This is a genomic window from Nocardia sp. AB354 (assembly GCF_049538315.1).
Taxonomy (GTDB): domain Bacteria; phylum Actinomycetota; class Actinomycetes; order Mycobacteriales; family Mycobacteriaceae; genus Nocardia; species Nocardia nova.
In genome coordinates this window covers 20623-36027 of the sequence record NZ_JBMVFU010000023.1, presented here as the reverse complement: position 1 = coordinate 36027, position 15405 = coordinate 20623, and the positions used below count along the sequence as shown (strand labels likewise).

Here is a 15405-nt window from a genome sequence, read left to right as displayed (position 1 = left end):
CGGCGGCTCGCGGTCCGCGCCCGGGCGGCTGTGTCGGGTCGGTCACTGTGCGGTCCGGGTGGCGGCGGGTCAGCCGCGCTCGTGCGTGTCGAACTCGGCGAGCGGGTCCGCCTCCAGCAGTGCGTCCCCGTGCTCCTCCACCCACTCGCCGAGCGCGCGCATCGGGCCCTCGACGAGGCTCAGCCCGAGCGGGGTCAACGCGTATTCGACGCGTGGTGGCGCTTGTGCGTAGCGGTGACGCTCGATCAGGCCGTGGCCGAGCAGCCGGCGCAGGGCCTCGGTGAGCGCCTTGTCGCTGATGCCGCCGATCTCGGCCCGCAATTCGCTGCGCCGGCGCGCTCCGCCGAGCAGTCCGACCAGCACCACCGGATCCCAGGTGTGCGCGAAAAGGTCTGTGGCCGCGCGCAATCGGCAATCGGCGACCAGTTCGCCCGCATGCTCGTCGTAACCGCTCATCCCGTGATGATCACCCATCCGTCGCGCACCGATCGGTGCGTATCGGCCGTCCTACCGTAGCGCCGGATCGACAACTCGAAGGAGCACACGATGCGAATCACGATTCTCGGCACCGGCACCTTGGCCGAGGCACTGGGCCGCCGATGGGCCCGCGCCGGACACGAGATCACGGTGGCCGGGCGTTCGATGGACAAGGCCGAGGCGCTCGCGCGGCGGCTCGGTGCCGGCGTGCGGGCTGTGCCGCTGACGGAGATCGGGGCCGGCGGAAAGGTGGTCCCGCACGCTCCGGCGGCGGCTTACCCAGCGACAGTCGCGGGCGGCGCAGACGCCGTAGGGGCCGGGGCGAGAAGAACTGCGGATGCGGTATTGCTGGCGGTGGCCTACACCGGAGTCGAGGAGGTTCTGCGCGCGGTGGGCGCGCCCGGTGGTGCGCTGTCGGGTCTCACCGTCATCGATGCGACCAACGCGATCGACCACGGGCTCGGCGTGCTGCGCCTGCCGCCCGGCACCTCGCATGCGCAGCGCGTGGCCGAACTCGCGCCGGGAGCGCACGTGGTCAAGGCGTTCCACCTGTTCCCCAGCGAACAGTGGGCCGCACCCGAAGCCGACGCGACCGCCGATACCGGATCGACTCACCGACCGCCCTCGGTCACGATCTGCGGCGACGCCCCGGCCGCCCTGCGCACCACCGAACACCTGGTGCGCGACGTCGGCGCCGTACCGGTGGTGCTGGGCGGTCTGGACCGCGCACGTCAGCTGGAGGAGGCCGCCGGTTTCGTCATCTCGCTGGCTTTCTCCGGCGTGGACCCCAGCCGGGCGGTGCCGGCGATGCCCACCCCGTAGTTCGATGGGCGCGGCTCGCGTACTCGTCATCGGAGCGAGAGAAACCTCGCAGCCCGGCCGCGGCGGAGGTGAGATCGGAGCAACCGCCTTTCTACACAGGGCAACCCGTCGGCGACACACAACTAACGGAGGTGAAACACGCCGCTGATTTCCTGTTTTCATGCGAATCTCGTCACTTTTCTCGAAATCGTCCGCAGCCCCGTCCGTGCCCGCCCCGTCGATCTACGAGCAGATCGGCGGGCACGAAGCATTGGAAACCGTCGTCGAGGACTTCTACGTTCGTGTCCTCGCCGACGAGGATCTCGCCGGCTTCTTCACCGGCACCAACATGTCGAGGCTGAAGGGGCGCCAAGTGGAATTCTTCGCCGCAGCCCTCGGCGGCCCCGAACCGTACACCGGCGCCCCGATGAAGCAGGTCCACCAGGGCCGCGGCATCACCATGCACCACTTCACCCTCGTCGCCGGCCACCTCACCGACGCCCTGACGGACGCCGGCGTTCCGGAGCCGACCGTCGGCGAAATCATCGGCGCCATCGCACCTTTGGCGCCGGAGATCGCCTCCGACGCACCCGTGTCGTGAGCTGCGCTCGCGGGTGACCGCACCGGTCGGCCGCCGCCCACTCCTGCCCCGCGCACAGGATCGACGGCGGCCGAGCGACATCCCGACCGGGCCGTCTCCGCAGACGACCCGACCGGGCAAACGAAACACGTTGCCGGCGAACGTTCATCCGATCTCGAAGGAGTCGTCGCCGGACGGGGAAACGATCCGGAACAACAGCGCGGCCGCCTCGAACAACGCCCACGAGCGCGTGTCGATTTCGACCTCCCGCGCCGCGAGTGCGGCCGACACGTCACCACCTCGAAAAGCCCGGAGGGCAGACAGCAGATCACGCAGCGCCGGAATGCGATATCCGGCGAGCCGGAGCTGATGCGCGATCCGCGCGTCGCGCACATCCTCCGGCGCGTACAGCCGCGCACCGCGCGCCCCGGCCCTGCCGGGCACGACCAGCCCTTCCGCGTCCCAGTGCCGCAATGTCGACGGCCGCACACCGAGCGCGCCCGCCAGTTCGGACACCGTCATCGAGTCGGCGGATGTCGCATCCCCGATCGGTTCGTCCGCGATCGCCGCGGCCGCTCGCTTCGCCAGCCGCAGTTCCCGGCGCTGCGCGTCGAAGCGCGCATGCGCGGCATCCAACAGCGCGGGCAATGGTTGCCCGGAATGTGTCGCGCGCAGAACATCTCTCGCCTCGGCGGGCCCGACGGCCGCCGCCAGCAGCCGATACGCGTGTGCCGACAGCACATGCACCCGACGGTAGGTGCGATACCCGGACGGACCGCGCTCGACCGGGGGCAGCACACCGTCGCGTTCGAGGTTGCGAATCTGCTGGACGGAACAGCCGGCCCGCCGCGCCACATCCACGGTTCGCAGACCAGTGGATTTGCGACTTGTCATCACACGACCTGCCATTCCGATGGACGGAGTCTCCACAAGCACTTCAATGAAACGCTAGAGCAATGGAGATCAACGAGATCGTCGAATTCGTCGAAAACCTCGGCGGCGTCCTGACGCTGAGTCCCCGGCCCGGCGACGGCACCCCCGAGATCAGCTGGGGCGATACCTTCTTCTATTACGCCCCGGACGGCGTGGTACCCCGCACCCAGCCCTTCGCCACCATCGTCACCAAGGATTATCCGGACGATGGATCATCGCGCCTGGACCGTCCGAACACGTTCCGCCTCAACATCTTCGCGGGCAAAGAGGCCTTCATCGAACGAACCGGTCACACCCCGCGCGACCACGCCACGATCCCGGCCGACCCGAGCCTCGCCGACACGCTGTTCCCCCACCCCGTCTACGGGGCACAGGCCTGGCTCGCCGTCGTGAACCCCGGCCCGCGAACCGCCACCGCCGTCGCCGACCTCCTGCGCTGCGCCCACCGCATCGCCCGCAGCCGATACGAGCGCCGGGAATCACCCGCGGACAACTAAGGTCGTCGTCCTACCGTCCCAACCACGCCAACGCGGCCACGACCAGCGCTTCCGTCCCGGTTCGCAGCGTCGGCTCGATCACCGGCGCGAAATTCGGCGAGTGGTTGACCGGGATATCCTGCATGGCCCGGCCGGCCCGCAGCGCGGCCTGGAACTTCTCCGGGTCGGTTCCGCCCACGCCCCAGTAGGTGTACGGCACGCCGAGGGCGTTCGGGATATCGCTGAAATCCTCACTGGCGCTGGCCATCGGCATTTCCGTGGCGCGGTCGCCGAAGTAGGCGGCGAAGGCCTCGGCCACGCGGGCGGTGGCGCCGGGATCGTTGTCGGTCAACGGAAATCGGTCGAACAGTTCGAATTCCGGGTCGCGTGGCGAGCCTGAGGCCTGGCACTCCGCGGTGACTATCCGGCGGATCGCGTCGAGGATCGTGGTGCGGGTGGACTCGTTGTAGGTGCGCACATTCAGTTGCAGCACAGCGTGATCGGAGATCACATTGCTCTTGGTACCCGCGTTGATGCTGCCGACGGTCAGCACCGCCGTCTCGGTCGGCGCCACCTCGCGCGAGACGACCATCTGCAGCCGGAGCACGATCATCGATGCCAGCACGACCGGGTCGATGGTGGCCTGCGGCATCGACCCGTGCCCACCTCGCCCGTACACCGTGATGCGCATACTGTCGGCCGCGGCCATCGTCGGCCCGCTGCGAGTGGCGACGGAACCGGCCGGCGTGGGCAGCACATGCTGGCCGAGCGCGACATCCAGCCGCGGCAGTACCTTCGCCAGTCCGTCGTCGACCATCCCGCGCGCCCCGTCGCCGACCTCTTCGGCCGGCTGGAACAGCGCCACCAGCGTCCCGCGCCAGTGGCCGGTCTGCGCGGCCATCAGCTGCGCGGCGCCCAGCAGGCAGGTGACGTGCACGTCGTGGCCGCACGCATGCATCACCGGCACCTCCTTGCCGTCCTTGTCGACAGCGGAAACCGCGCTGGCATACGGCAATCCGGTCGCCTCACGCACCGGCAGCGCGTCGATGTCGGCGCGCAGCAGCACCCCCGGCCCGTCACCGTTGCGCAGAATTCCGACGACTCCCGTTCCGCCGATCCCCTCGTGCACGTCGTACCCCAGCGACCGCAACTTCTCCGCGATCAGCCCGGCCGTGCGATGTTCTCGATGCGACAGCTCCGGATGGGCGTGCAAGTCGCGGTAGAACTCCTCCTGCCACCCACGGATGTCGTCCACACCCGCCAGTACCGAGGTATCCCGCGTGGTCGAGGTCATCACCTCTCCTTTCGCCGACCGTAACGCAATCGTTCGGGCCAACTCACCTGCTCGGGAAGCATCCATCCGCGCCACCGCGCCAGCAGGCACAATCCCGCGCCGACCACCGTCGCCGCGATCGAACCCGCGGTCGCATGGCCGGAATACCAGATGATCACCAGTGTCGCACTGGCCAGCAGCGCACCGGTGGCATACAGCGTGTTACCCCCGAAGATCGTCGGCACCCGACCCACCGCGATATCGCGTACCACCCCGCCCCCGACCGCTGTCGTCGTTCCCAGCAACACCGCCGGCAGCCACCCGAGCCCGACTTCGAGCGTCTTCTGCGCCCCGACCGCCGCCCAGCAACCCAGCGCCAGGGCATCCACCCAGGGGAACAGCCGGTCCCACAACCGGCCCTCGAACCGGAACATGAAGGCGATCGACGCCCCGAACAGGGCGGTCAGCAGGTAGGCGTAGTCGACCAGCGCCACCGGCGTCCCCCGCTGCAGCAGCGTGTCCCGGATGATGCCGCCACCCAGCCCCGAAGCGGTAGCGAGCACGGCGAATCCGATCGGGTCGAACCGGAACGTGCGCGCCACCGCCCCGCCGAGCATCGCGTTGGCGAACACACCGGTCAGATCGAGGGCGCGCAGCAATTCGGGGACGGTATCCGACACTGCCGCCATCGACCCCGTTCCTTCCGCGATATCCGCCGCATCCGCTATCGGCACGGTACCCGGCGGTCAGCGAATCGACCGGGAACCGGCGGCCCTCGTGGTGCCCGGCCGGCCGCGCGCACCCACTCGACACCGCCCTGAATCCTTTCCCGCCCTCGATCGCTCTCATAACCGTGCGGGCAACCGGGCCCGCGTAACCGAAGGAGTCGACATGGTTGTCGCCGTCATCGCCGTGGTGGTCGCGGCCGTATTACTGTGCAGCTGCATGCTGGTTCTGCGGCGGAGGCGTACCCGTGGCTGAGTGCACGAGATCGGCCTGGCCGGAGGAACATCTGGTCGCGGCGGCCCGCGACGGCGACGAGTCCGCCGTCGCCGCCCTGGTTTCCGGGTCCTATCCGCACGTCCAGCGCTTCGCCCATTCCTTGTGCGCGAGCAGTCAGGACGCCGAGGACGCCGCGCAGGAGGCGATGCTGGTCCTGTTCCGCAAAATCGGCACGCTGCGAGCGGCGGGTGCGCTGGCCTCGTGGATGTTTCGCATCGTGCGCAACGAGTGCTTGCGGCGGCTACGCACAGCCGTGCACCGGGAACCGCACGCGGAGATCGCGGCGGCCTCGGCGGAGGACGATGTGCTGGCCCGGCTCGAAATCGAGCGAATCGCCGCGGCGATCGCGGCGCTGCCCGCGGATCAGCGCCGAGTCCTGATCATGCGCGATGTCCAAGGCCTGCCGGGCGGCATGGTGGCCCGCACGCTCGGAATGAGCACGGCGGCAATGAAATCCAGGCTGCACCGAGCCCGGGCTACTGTTCGCGCGCAACTCGGGATGCCGGATCGGGGGCTGCGGCCGTGAAGGACGTTGCCGGACAGCAGAAGACGTTCGCCAGCCGCTCGGTCCCGGTCCACCTGGCACGCGGGCTGTTGGGTTTCGGCCTGATCGCCGCGTCGATCGCGCTGATCCCCGCCGCGGGGCCGGTCGTCCTGCTCCTGCTGCCCGCCGGTGTGGTCGCGCTGCGCGGCTGCCCCACCTGCTGGCTGATCGGCCTGGCGCAGACGGTGTCGCGCGGCAGGATCGAGCGACAGTGCGCGCAAGGACGGTGCCGGGCCCGCTTGTAACCAACAGATTGCCCGTTCGAAAAATATTCATTTGAATGTTGTCAAACGGAATCAGCTCTCCTACCTTGAGTTTTGCTGCTTATCGGATGACGTAGGACAGTGCGGTCGACAGAGTTCCGAAGCGTCGCAGCGTTCGTTGCAAGGAGATCTGACGATGAACACTTCCCCGACACCGCCGGCCTCCGGCGTTCCACCGACGCGGTGGAACCGCTTCCAGACGTGGGCCGCCAAGGACAACATCGAGGACTATTCGCTGCGTTACGCCCCGCGCACCTTCCGCCGCTGGACGCCGATGGCATGCGGGGTCGCCGCCCTCGGCGGAATCGCTTATCTGGCCGACTATTCCATCGGCGCGTCCATCGCGGTCAGCCACGGCAGCGCCAGCGCGATCGTCGCGATTCTGGTCGCGGCGGCCACGATCTTCCTCACCGGCATCCCGATCGCGTACTACGCCGCGAAATACAACGTGGACATGGACCTGCTGACCCGGGGCGCGGGTTTCGGCTACTTCGGATCCACGCTCACCAGCCTCATCTACGCCAGCTTCTGTTTCATCTTCTTCGCGCTCGAGGGCGCCATCATGGCGCAGGCGATGAAGCTGACCTTCCACATACCCTTGCCGATCGGCTACATCCTGGGTTCGGTCCTCATCATTCCCCTTGTGCTGTACGGGATGTCGGCGCTGGCGAAGTTCCAGGTGTGGACCCAGCCGCTGTGGCTGGTGCTGTTCGTCGCGCCGATCGCGATGATCCTGATCGCCGATCCGCACGGGGCCGACGGCTTCCTGTCCTGGACCGGCGACGGCGGCAGCCAACGGGTCGGCGCGATCGCCGTCGGTGCGGGAGCCGGCGTCGCGTTGTCGCTGATCGCGCAGATCGGTGAACAGGTGGACTACCTGCGGTTCATGCCGGAGAAGTCGGAGACCCCGCCGCTGAAATGGTGGTCTGCGGTGCTGCTGGCAGGCCCGGGATGGGTGATTCTCGGTGCGGCCAAACAGATTTCGGGCGCCTTCCTGGCCTTCTACGTGGTCGGCCAGGTCGGGTTCACCCGCGCGACCGAACCGATCGAGCAGTTCCTGGGCGGTTACGGTGCGGTCCTGCACAACCACGGCGTCGCGCTGGGCGTCGCGACGGTGATGGTGCTGCTGTCGCAGGTGAAGATCAACGTCACCAACGCTTATTCGGGTTCGCTGTCGTGGTCGAACTTCTTCAGCCGGGCCCTGCACATCCATCCGGGCCGGGTGGTGTGGCTGGCGCTGCACATCGCGATCGCGCTGACGCTGATGCTGTGCAATATGTTCTCGCTGCTCAACACCATCCTCGGCTTCTACTCGAATGTGGCCATCGCCTGGATCGGCGCGATCGTCGCGGATCTGGTGATCAACAAGGGACTGCTGAAGATCAGCCCGCCGTACGTGGAGTTCAAGCGGGCCTATCTGTACGCGATCAATCCGGTGGGCTTCGTCTCGATGCTGGTGGCCTCGGCGGTCTCGATCGCCGCGTTCTTCGGCGCGTTCGGCGAGTTCTGCCAGGCCTGGTCGCCGTACCTCGCGCTGGCGGTCGCGATGGTGCTCGCCCCGGTCATCGCGGTCGCCACGAAGGGCAAATACTATCTGGCACGCAAGAATCCGCTGCGCGAGGAGATCGAGCGGGAACCGCTGTGGGCCGGGCAGACGCTGCTCGACATCGTCGACGGCAAGCGCTACGAACTCCCCGACATGGTGCACGACTGCCCCTTCCACGGCGGCACGGTGTCCTCGCTGACGTGCACGCTCACCAAGGGCTGCCACGAGCAGTGTCAGTCGGCCACCCATGAGGATCCGGTGGCCACCTCCGCCGACCTCGGCTTGCGGCAATCCACACCGGCGCTGTAATCCCCGCAGCGACAGAGGAACAGGGAACGTTCGCGTGTGGTCGGAAACGCCGGGGATCGAGGCTGTCGAGCCTCGATCCCCGGCGCCCGGACTACCGGCCTCGCGGTGTCAAGTCCGCCAGCAGCCCGAAGTCGAGCGCATCCACGTCGGCGAGATACACCGGCTGCGTCGTGTGCGCACCGCGAACCCGTACCTCGCCACGCGGGCCCTGATAGCTGACCCGGGCGGCGGCGCGCTCGATGGCGCCCACCTCGAGGCTGCCCGCCCGTTCGGCCAGCGCGGCCAGCAGAAGCATTCCCTCGTAACAGGATTCGCCGATGTTGTTCAAGGTCGGCGCCTCCGCGCCGAACAGCCGTTCATATCGCGCGCCGAACTCCATCGACGGCGCCGACGCGACACCCTCGAGATATCCGCACGCCGTGAACAGGCCGCGCGTACCCGCCGCACCGCTGGCGTACAGCACATCCTCGCCGATCATCATGGCGAGCCGGATGCGGTCGCGATCCAGGCCGGCACGGGCGTAGGCGCGATTGAACGCCGCGGCGTCGGCGCCGACCATGAGCATGAGCACCCCTTCTGCGGACGAGGTCCGGATCGTGTCGAGAACACCACGAAACTCCCGCCCACCGAGTGGCACGAATGCCGAGCCGACCACCTCGATTCCGAGTACGGACGCGAAATCCTCTGTCACGCGCGCGGTCTCGCGGGGCCAGACGTAGTCGTTGCCGACGACGCACCAGCGCCGGATGCCGGATTCGGCACGCAACCATCGCAGCGCGGGGAACAACTGCCGATCGGGCGTCTCCCCGACCATGTACACCCCGGCCGCATCCTCCCCACCCTCGTAGAACGTCGTGTAGATATAGGGAACCCGTCCCGCCGTATGCGGGGTGATCGCGCGCCGGGCATCCGACAGATGCCAGCCGACCACCGCGTCGACCGCACCGGAACTCACCAAGCGCCGCACGCGAGCGGCCAGCACCGGCGGCGGAGCACCGGCGTCGACGGCATGCAGCCGCACCGGCCGGTCCAGAATCCCGCCCGCGGCATCGAGATCGGCGGCGGCGAGGGTGGCGCACGCTTCACACGACGGCCCGAACATGCCCGCCGGACCACTGAGTGGCACCACGAGGGCGATGTCCACGGTCGGCCGGCGAGCACGTGCCGATTGCCCGTAGGACATCGCAACCACCACCGTATATTTTCATATGAAAATTACCCATACGGCGCTGTATACTCGTCCCCAATGGACGGTAGCAGCGCAGGGGACGCACTGGAAGAATTCGCGCGCCTGTTACGACACGCATCACAGCAGCTCGACGAGGCGATCACGGCACGACTCGGTGAGCCGACCGTCGCCCGCTGGCACGTGCTGGCGGCGCTGTACGGTGGGTCCGGCCTGTCGATGTCGGAACTGTCCGAACTCACCCCGCTGACCGGCGCCAGCCTCACCCGGCTGATCGACGCCATGGTGTCGGACAATCTGGTGCAGCGCAAGGTGGATCCGCTCGATCGCCGCCGCGTGCTCGTATCCCGCACGCGCCGTGGGACTCTCGCCTATCAGAAGATGCGGCGGAGTCTCGAGGGCACCGCCCTCGAGACGATCCCCGGCGCCCGGCCACAGCTGATCGGCGAGCTCGCGACATTGCTGGAGTTCCTGCGGGCCGAGCACCCCGAGGCAGCGATCGGGGCGTCCCGGCCCACCGGTTGATCGACCCCGCCTGTCGGTCACCGGCCGTCAGCGTGCGGCATGCGGCACGCCGGGACCGGGGTCGACGTCGACCGGCCCGGAAGCCGTGGGCGTGACCGGGAAGTCGAAGATCGCGGTCGGGATGTACACCGTCGCACAGGCATTCGGGATGTCGACCACTCCGGAGAACCGGCCCTCGATCGGCGCGGCCCCGAGGATCAGATACGCCTGCTCGCGGCTGTAGCCGAACGAGCTGAGATAGTCGATCGCGTGCAGACAGGCACGCTGGAACGCCAATTGCGAATCCAGATACCGCTGCTCACCGTCGAGCGTCACCGACGTGCCGGAGAAGGCCAAATACTCCGAATAGACCGGTCCCTCGTTGCCGGGCAGGAAGATCGCGTTCTCGGTGACGCCGTAACGGCTCATCCCGTCCTTGATCAGATCCACCCGCAGATCGATGTAGCCGCCCATCTCGATCGCACCGCAGAACGTGATCTCACCGTCGCCCTGGGAGAAGTGCAGGTCGCCCACCGACAGGTTCGCGCCTTCGACGAACACCGGATAGAACACCCGGCTGCCCCGGGTGAAATTCTTGATGTCCTGGTTACCGCCGTTCTCGCGCGGCGGGGCGGTGCGCGCGGCCTCGGCGGCGACCCGGTCGAAGTCGGCGCCGGTCAGCGAACCGAGGACGGCATCGCGCGGCAATGGCGGCAGCGCCAGGGGCGGCACCCGCTCGGGGTCGGTGGCGATCAGCGCGGCCTCGCGAGCATTCCACGACGAGAGCAATGCCGCCGATGGCGCGGTGCCCATGAGGCCCGGATGCTGAATGCCGGTGAAGCTGACGCCCGGGATGTGCCGGGAGGTGGCCGTGTGGCCGCTGAAATCCCAGATCGCCTTATAGGCATCGGGAAACTGCTCGGTGAGGAAGCCGCCGCCGTTGTCGGTGGCGAAGATCCCGGTGTATCCCCAGCCCTGCCCGGCCAGCGGCCCGGAGTCCTCCTGCGGAATGGGCCCGATGTCGAGGATGTCGACGATCAGCAGGTCGCCCGGCTGCGCCCCCTCGATCGCGAACGGACCGGACAGGCAGTGCACGGTACTGAGCGGGGCGTCGAGGATGTCGGCGGCGGAGTCGTCGTTGACGATGGCGCCGTCGAACCATTCGCGGACGTGGACGCGGAATTCGTCGCCCGGCCTGACGGTCGCTACCGCCGGGATGTCGGGGTGCCACCGATTGTGGCCGACCAGCGTTTGCTCGGTGAACTTCTTGCTGGAGTCGAGGGGAAAGATCAGCTCGGGCATGGCGGTTCTGCTTTCGGTCAGGGACGCGGCAGGCGACGATGGCGGGGGTCGGCGGTTGTCGGGCGAGAGGTCCGGGGCTGCGGTACCGCGCCGACGACGGCCGGCTCGGACGCGGTGCGCGCGGTCGCGTCGAGCATCCGGACGGCGGCCGAACGCCGCACCAACCCACCCCCGGGGCGCCGCACCGCGGCCTGCGCACACCGCGGGCATGCCACGCTCGCGGGCACCTCGGCCATGCGGTAGGACCGGTCGAACAGCCCGCATCCGCGACAGCTGAACTGATACAGCGGCATGGACCCACCTCCCATTGCTTTCAGATGAAATATTTTCTGGACAGAATCTACGGTTCCGGGTGTTACCGGATCATTGGTCGTGCGTGAACTTCTCGTTTCGGTGACGCCGAGCCATGGCGAACACCCGGCAAGCGCCCTTCCCCACCCCTGGCCGGTCCCGCCGGATTGACAGCTGTCCACACGCGGATTCAAGATCGACCGACGTCTGCAGATGTACTCGCGAGGGGCGCAAAAGCTGTTGTGCCCCTTGGCGACTCTTTCGAGTATGGGTTCTGGTGAATGGTTGAGGTAGTAACAGCGCGGCCGGAAACCTCCGGCGGGCAGCGGGAGAACCTGCGGAAGCGACGCGGGCGATCATGGTGGGGCGCGGCGGCCGCGGTGATGAGCGGCGTGCTGTTACTGGTGTGGCAGGCGGCGCGGTACGGCATCTGGCTGGTCGACGATGCCGGAATCACGTTCGCGTACGCGCGCAGTGTCGCCGAGGGCGCCGGGCCGGTACTGCAACCGGGCGCGCAACCGGTCGAGGGATTCTCCGATCCCACCTGGCTCGCGGTGCTGGTGCTGGGCAAATGGTGCGGCTTGTTCGACTCCGGCGCCCTGTTCGGCATCCCGGATTTCGTCTTCTACCCCAAGGCGATCGCGGCACTGTGCTGCGCCGGAATCCTCCTCTGCTGCTACCTCGCCGCGCGGCGGGTGTCGCGTTGGCCCGCGGTGGTGACGTTCGTGACCGGCGCCGTGCTCGCCGCGATGCCGTCCTTCGTGATCTGGTGTTTCTCCGGCCTGGAGAACTCGCTGTTCGCGCTGGCGGTATGCGCTCTCGCCGTGTTCCTGGCGGTGCTGGACGAGCGGCTGTGGACACCCGCGGTGGCCGTGACGGCCGGTGCGATAGCGGCGTTCGCGGCGCTGACCCGGCCCGACGGCCTGATCTACCTCGCGGCGTACCCCCTGGTCTCGGTGATCCTGGTTCGCCGTGCCACCTGGCCCGTCGCACTTCGTCATGTGCTGTATTCCGGTGCGGCGTTCGCGATTCCGTTCGGGGCGTATCTGGTGTGGCGGGTCAGCGAGTTCGGCCGGCTCGTCGCGAATACGGCGGTCGCCAAGAATCAGGCGATGCCGACCGTACACGACCTCACCAGAGCAGGCGATCTGGTGCAGTACGCGGGCGCGCCCGCCGTGGTCGCGGCGGTCGGTGTGGTCGGGCTCGCCCTGGCCGGCCCGAGCAGAATCCGTAACGGCCTTGTCGCCCTGCTGGTTCCGCTGACGCTGGCGATCACCGGCTACTGCGTGCTGCAACCGGATTGGATGGGGCAGTTCCGGTTCGCCACTCCGGTCTGGGCGCTCGCCGCGCTCGTCGTCGTGCTCTCGGCGACCGAGGTTCTGGCCCGGCTGCGCACCCGGGGCCGGGCCCTCGTCGCGCTGACGCTGGTCGCCGCCATGATCCCCTCCGGTGTCGCCCTGGCGGACGCCGCCGACTCTTACCGTGCCGATTCCGATATCCCGTTGTGCTGGATAGCCTTTCGCTTCGGCCGCTACTTCAACGGCTACGCCGACATCCTCGACCTGCAGCAGGGCACGTTGCTCGCCCCCGACATGGGCGGAAGCGCGCTGACCTCTCGACTGCGGCTGATCGATATGGCAGGACTCGCCGATGCCCGGATCGCGGACATCTACGCGGGCAAGGCCGACATCGGATTGGCCGACTACGTATTCGAGGATCTGAAGCCGACGTTCGTCCACACTCACGGCGTCTGGATGCAGAACGGACTGACCGTCGATCCGCGTATGGACCGCGACTACTACCGGATTCAGCAGTCTCAGAACCTCGCCAGTCCGGACGAGGACTGGGTCCGCAAGGATGTGGTGCGCGGCGACAAGCAACTCGGGCAACTGCGCCGGTACTCGGCCGAGGTCCTTCCGCACCTGTTGTCGGACTACCAGAAGACCGGTGACTGCGGAACGGTGCTACGACCGGGTCAGACGGTCGAGCGCAGGCGGGAGGGGAACGCTCCCTAGGACGGCGGACGCCGTGTCCGGCCCCGAGCCCGGCAAACCGTTACGGTTGTCCCGTGACCGGCACGTGGACCGCACTCAACCCGACGAGTGGGTCCTCACTGCTGGCCAACTTCGGGGCGCTGGCCGTACTGGCCGGAACCTTCGCCGAGTCGGGGCTGCTGGTGGTCGGGTTCTTCCTTCCGGGCGACACCTTGATCTTCCCCGCCGGCATCCTGTGCGCGGGCGGGACCCGTTCCGGCCCACACCTCATCCTGTGGCAGGTATTGCTCTGCGCCGCAGTGGGTTCGATCGCCGGCGCACAGGCCGGATACGTCTTCGGCAAACACGGCGGCCGCGCCGTCCTGCACCGCACATCGAACTCCCGAGTGCACACCGTGGTGGCCCGCGGCGAACGCTGGCTCGACCGCTACGGCGCACGCCGGGCGATCGTGATCGGCCGCTTCGTGCCGATGGTCCGGACGGTCATCAGCCCGGTGGCTGGGGTGCTCGACGTGCCCACGCGCACATTCACGCTGTGGCAGATCGTCGGCGCGATCGTATGGTCGCAGAGTTTGGTCCTGCTGGGTTACTGGCTCGGTGCGTCGGTGCCGAACGTCGACAAGTATCTGCTGCCCGCGGTCGCGGTCATCGTCGTGGTGTCGTTGTTGCCGCTGCTCGGACAGCTGCGCAAACGCTCGTAGCCGAGGTCACTCCGGCGTAGCGCCCCGGCGCGGGCGCGGCCCGATCTGATCGAGCAGATCGTTGACCCCCTCGCCGAACCCGTTGCCGACCGGCTTCGGCGTCTTGTTGGGGAACCGGCGCGTGACGTGTTCCTCGGCCGCGGATCCCGGCAGTACATAGACGGTTTCCGCTTTGTTCTGCAACGGGCGCACCACCTCGTCGAGATGCGTTCTCCGGTCGTCGAGGAAGGCGCCGATCACATCTTCGCCGGCCGGGCATACGGCCATGCAGTAGCCGGCCTTGTAGTTGGGTTTGAACGACAGGCTCTGCCACATCGAGAACGATTCCCCCCTGGTCACCCGCTCGCGGTAGTCGTCGCGGTCGGCGCTGTCGGCGACGGTTTCGGCCCAGTCGGTGAAGCCGCCCATGAACTCGCGATAGTTGTGGGTGTAGCAGGCCTGGAAATCGAAACCACCGTCGTTGGTGATCGCGCCGACCGGGCACGCGGAGACGCACAACTTGCATTCGAGGCACGGATTGAAGTCCAGCGCCGCACTCGGCTCGTCGACCACCGCGTCGGTCACGACGGTGCCGAGCAGGATGAAATTACCGAACTTCGGATGAATGACGTTGCGGTGAATTCCCATGACTCCCAGGCCCGCTGCCTCGGCCACCACCTTGTGCGCGAGCACCCATACCCGCCCCGGAAACTGTTCGACCTCCATCGGATATCCGGGCGCCGGATAGACCGCGCGGTAGCCGGCCCCCTCGAGAGCCCGGGTGATGCGCCGCGATACCACGTTCGTCTCGTCGTCGGCGTGGTTGAACTCGGCGTTGGCGAGGCTGCGCATCGGACTGCGCAGATTGTCGCGGTTCATCCGGAGACAGAAGGCCACGAAGGTGCGGGCCGAGGGCAGGATGCCGCGCGCGTGCTCGCGCTCCTCCGCCACCCTCGGATCATCGACGGACACGAAGCCCACATCGTCGGCTCCGGCAGTGAGGCAGATCTCCCGCAGCCGCTCAGCGCTCAGCACCGGATCCGGCGCCTTTCTCGCCTGTGCGGCAAGGTGTTTCACGGTCGGATGCTCCGCGTAGCGCCCTGCATCGGTCGGCTCCCGGTCAGTTGACGACATCGCGCCCCTCCTATCTCCACGAGACGTACGGCCTCGAAGAGATAGACGAATCCGGTGACCGGAATTCATCGCCGGTATCCGCTGCGGCCGCAGACGTTACCGAACCGCAA

The 15405-nt window shown here is 67.9% G+C and carries 17 protein-coding genes; 9 read left to right on the top strand and 8 right to left on the bottom strand.

Features of this window, described 5'->3' with window-relative positions:
- Positions 1-69: 69 nt before the first annotated feature.
- Entirely contained in the window at positions 70-456 is a 387-nt protein-coding gene (locus ACPCUW_RS27315; RefSeq protein WP_063015983.1) for a winged helix-turn-helix transcriptional regulator, read from the bottom strand.
- 90 nt (positions 457-546) lie between these two features.
- Here ACPCUW_RS27315 and ACPCUW_RS27310 point away from each other — a divergent pair, with 90 nt between their 5' ends.
- Together ACPCUW_RS27310 and ACPCUW_RS27305 are read left to right on the top strand one after the other, a co-directional pair.
- Positions 547-1299 (top strand): NADPH-dependent F420 reductase, encoded by a 753-nt coding sequence (locus tag ACPCUW_RS27310; protein WP_423428007.1) that lies wholly within the window; start codon positions 547-549, stop codon positions 1297-1299.
- A gap of 160 nt (positions 1300-1459) precedes the next feature.
- Positions 1460-1879, top strand: coding sequence for a group I truncated hemoglobin (locus ACPCUW_RS27305; RefSeq protein ID WP_423428005.1), 420 nt, complete (start codon positions 1460-1462; stop codon positions 1877-1879).
- 144 nt (positions 1880-2023) lie between these two features.
- On the opposite strand, the gene ACPCUW_RS27300 is transcribed toward ACPCUW_RS27305, so the two are convergent.
- A complete protein-coding gene (locus ACPCUW_RS27300; RefSeq protein WP_423428003.1) occupies positions 2024-2752 on the bottom strand; it encodes a MerR family transcriptional regulator in 729 nt (242 codons plus the stop codon).
- A gap of 62 nt (positions 2753-2814) precedes the next feature.
- On the opposite strand from ACPCUW_RS27300, the gene ACPCUW_RS27295 reads away from it, so the two are divergent.
- Positions 2815-3288 (top strand): DUF6194 family protein, encoded by a 474-nt coding sequence (locus ACPCUW_RS27295; protein ID WP_423428002.1) that lies wholly within the window; start codon positions 2815-2817, stop codon positions 3286-3288.
- A gap of 10 nt (positions 3289-3298) precedes the next feature.
- On the opposite strand, the gene ACPCUW_RS27290 is transcribed toward ACPCUW_RS27295, so the two are convergent.
- Positions 3299-4561, bottom strand: coding sequence for a M20 family metallopeptidase (locus tag ACPCUW_RS27290; RefSeq protein ID WP_423428000.1), 1263 nt, complete (start codon positions 4559-4561; stop codon positions 3299-3301).
- Complete coding sequence (locus tag ACPCUW_RS27285; protein ID WP_063016025.1) at positions 4561-5229, bottom strand: trimeric intracellular cation channel family protein; 669 nt, start codon at positions 5227-5229, stop codon at positions 4561-4563. Before ACPCUW_RS27285 ends, ACPCUW_RS27290 begins: the two co-directional genes overlap by 1 nt.
- A 284-nt stretch (positions 5230-5513) precedes the next feature.
- Between ACPCUW_RS27285 and ACPCUW_RS27280 the strand changes: the two genes are divergently transcribed.
- From ACPCUW_RS27280 to ACPCUW_RS27270, 3 genes are all read left to right on the top strand, one after another.
- Positions 5514-6068: an RNA polymerase sigma factor gene (locus ACPCUW_RS27280; protein WP_423427998.1), complete on the top strand. Its 555-nt coding sequence runs from the start codon at positions 5514-5516 to the stop codon at positions 6066-6068.
- Positions 6065-6331 carry a hypothetical protein gene (locus tag ACPCUW_RS27275; RefSeq protein ID WP_423427997.1) on the top strand — a complete coding sequence of 89 codons (267 nt, stop codon included), beginning with the start codon at positions 6065-6067 and terminating at the stop codon, positions 6329-6331. Before ACPCUW_RS27280 ends, ACPCUW_RS27275 begins: the two co-directional genes overlap by 4 nt.
- A gap of 154 nt (positions 6332-6485) precedes the next feature.
- Positions 6486-8204 (top strand): purine-cytosine permease family protein, encoded by a 1719-nt coding sequence (locus tag ACPCUW_RS27270; protein WP_423427995.1) that lies wholly within the window; start codon positions 6486-6488, stop codon positions 8202-8204.
- Positions 8205-8295: 91 nt separating this feature from the next.
- Here the strand turns inward: ACPCUW_RS27270 and ACPCUW_RS27265 are convergent, their stop codons facing one another.
- Positions 8296-9387, bottom strand: a complete 1092-nt coding sequence (locus tag ACPCUW_RS27265; RefSeq protein WP_423427993.1) for a substrate-binding domain-containing protein — start codon at positions 9385-9387, stop codon at positions 8296-8298.
- Between the two features lie 63 nt (positions 9388-9450).
- On the opposite strand from ACPCUW_RS27265, the gene ACPCUW_RS27260 reads away from it, so the two are divergent.
- Positions 9451-9915, top strand: a complete 465-nt coding sequence (locus ACPCUW_RS27260; protein ID WP_423427991.1) for a MarR family winged helix-turn-helix transcriptional regulator — start codon at positions 9451-9453, stop codon at positions 9913-9915.
- Positions 9916-9942: 27 nt separating this feature from the next.
- On the opposite strand, the gene fmdA is transcribed toward ACPCUW_RS27260, so the two are convergent.
- Both fmdA and ACPCUW_RS27250 read right to left on the bottom strand, forming a co-directional pair.
- The gene (gene fmdA, locus ACPCUW_RS27255) at positions 9943-11196 is read right to left on the bottom strand and encodes a formamidase (RefSeq protein WP_423427990.1); all 1254 of its coding nucleotides are present in this window, start codon (positions 11194-11196) and stop codon (positions 9943-9945) included.
- Between the two features lie 17 nt (positions 11197-11213).
- The gene (locus ACPCUW_RS27250; protein WP_423427988.1) at positions 11214-11489 is read right to left on the bottom strand and encodes an FmdB family zinc ribbon protein; all 276 of its coding nucleotides are present in this window, start codon (positions 11487-11489) and stop codon (positions 11214-11216) included.
- 279 nt (positions 11490-11768) lie between these two features.
- Here ACPCUW_RS27250 and ACPCUW_RS27245 point away from each other — a divergent pair, with 279 nt between their 5' ends.
- Both ACPCUW_RS27245 and ACPCUW_RS27240 read left to right on the top strand, forming a co-directional pair.
- A complete protein-coding gene (locus ACPCUW_RS27245) occupies positions 11769-13502 on the top strand; it encodes a hypothetical protein (protein ID WP_423427986.1) in 1734 nt (577 codons plus the stop codon).
- Between the two features lie 53 nt (positions 13503-13555).
- The gene (locus tag ACPCUW_RS27240) at positions 13556-14182 is read left to right on the top strand and encodes a DedA family protein (RefSeq protein WP_423427985.1); all 627 of its coding nucleotides are present in this window, start codon (positions 13556-13558) and stop codon (positions 14180-14182) included.
- Positions 14183-14188: 6 nt separating this feature from the next.
- On the opposite strand, the gene ACPCUW_RS27235 is transcribed toward ACPCUW_RS27240, so the two are convergent.
- Positions 14189-15295 carry a 4Fe-4S binding protein gene (locus tag ACPCUW_RS27235; RefSeq protein ID WP_423427984.1) on the bottom strand — a complete coding sequence of 369 codons (1107 nt, stop codon included), beginning with the start codon at positions 15293-15295 and terminating at the stop codon, positions 14189-14191.
- Positions 15296-15405 lie beyond the last annotated feature (110 nt).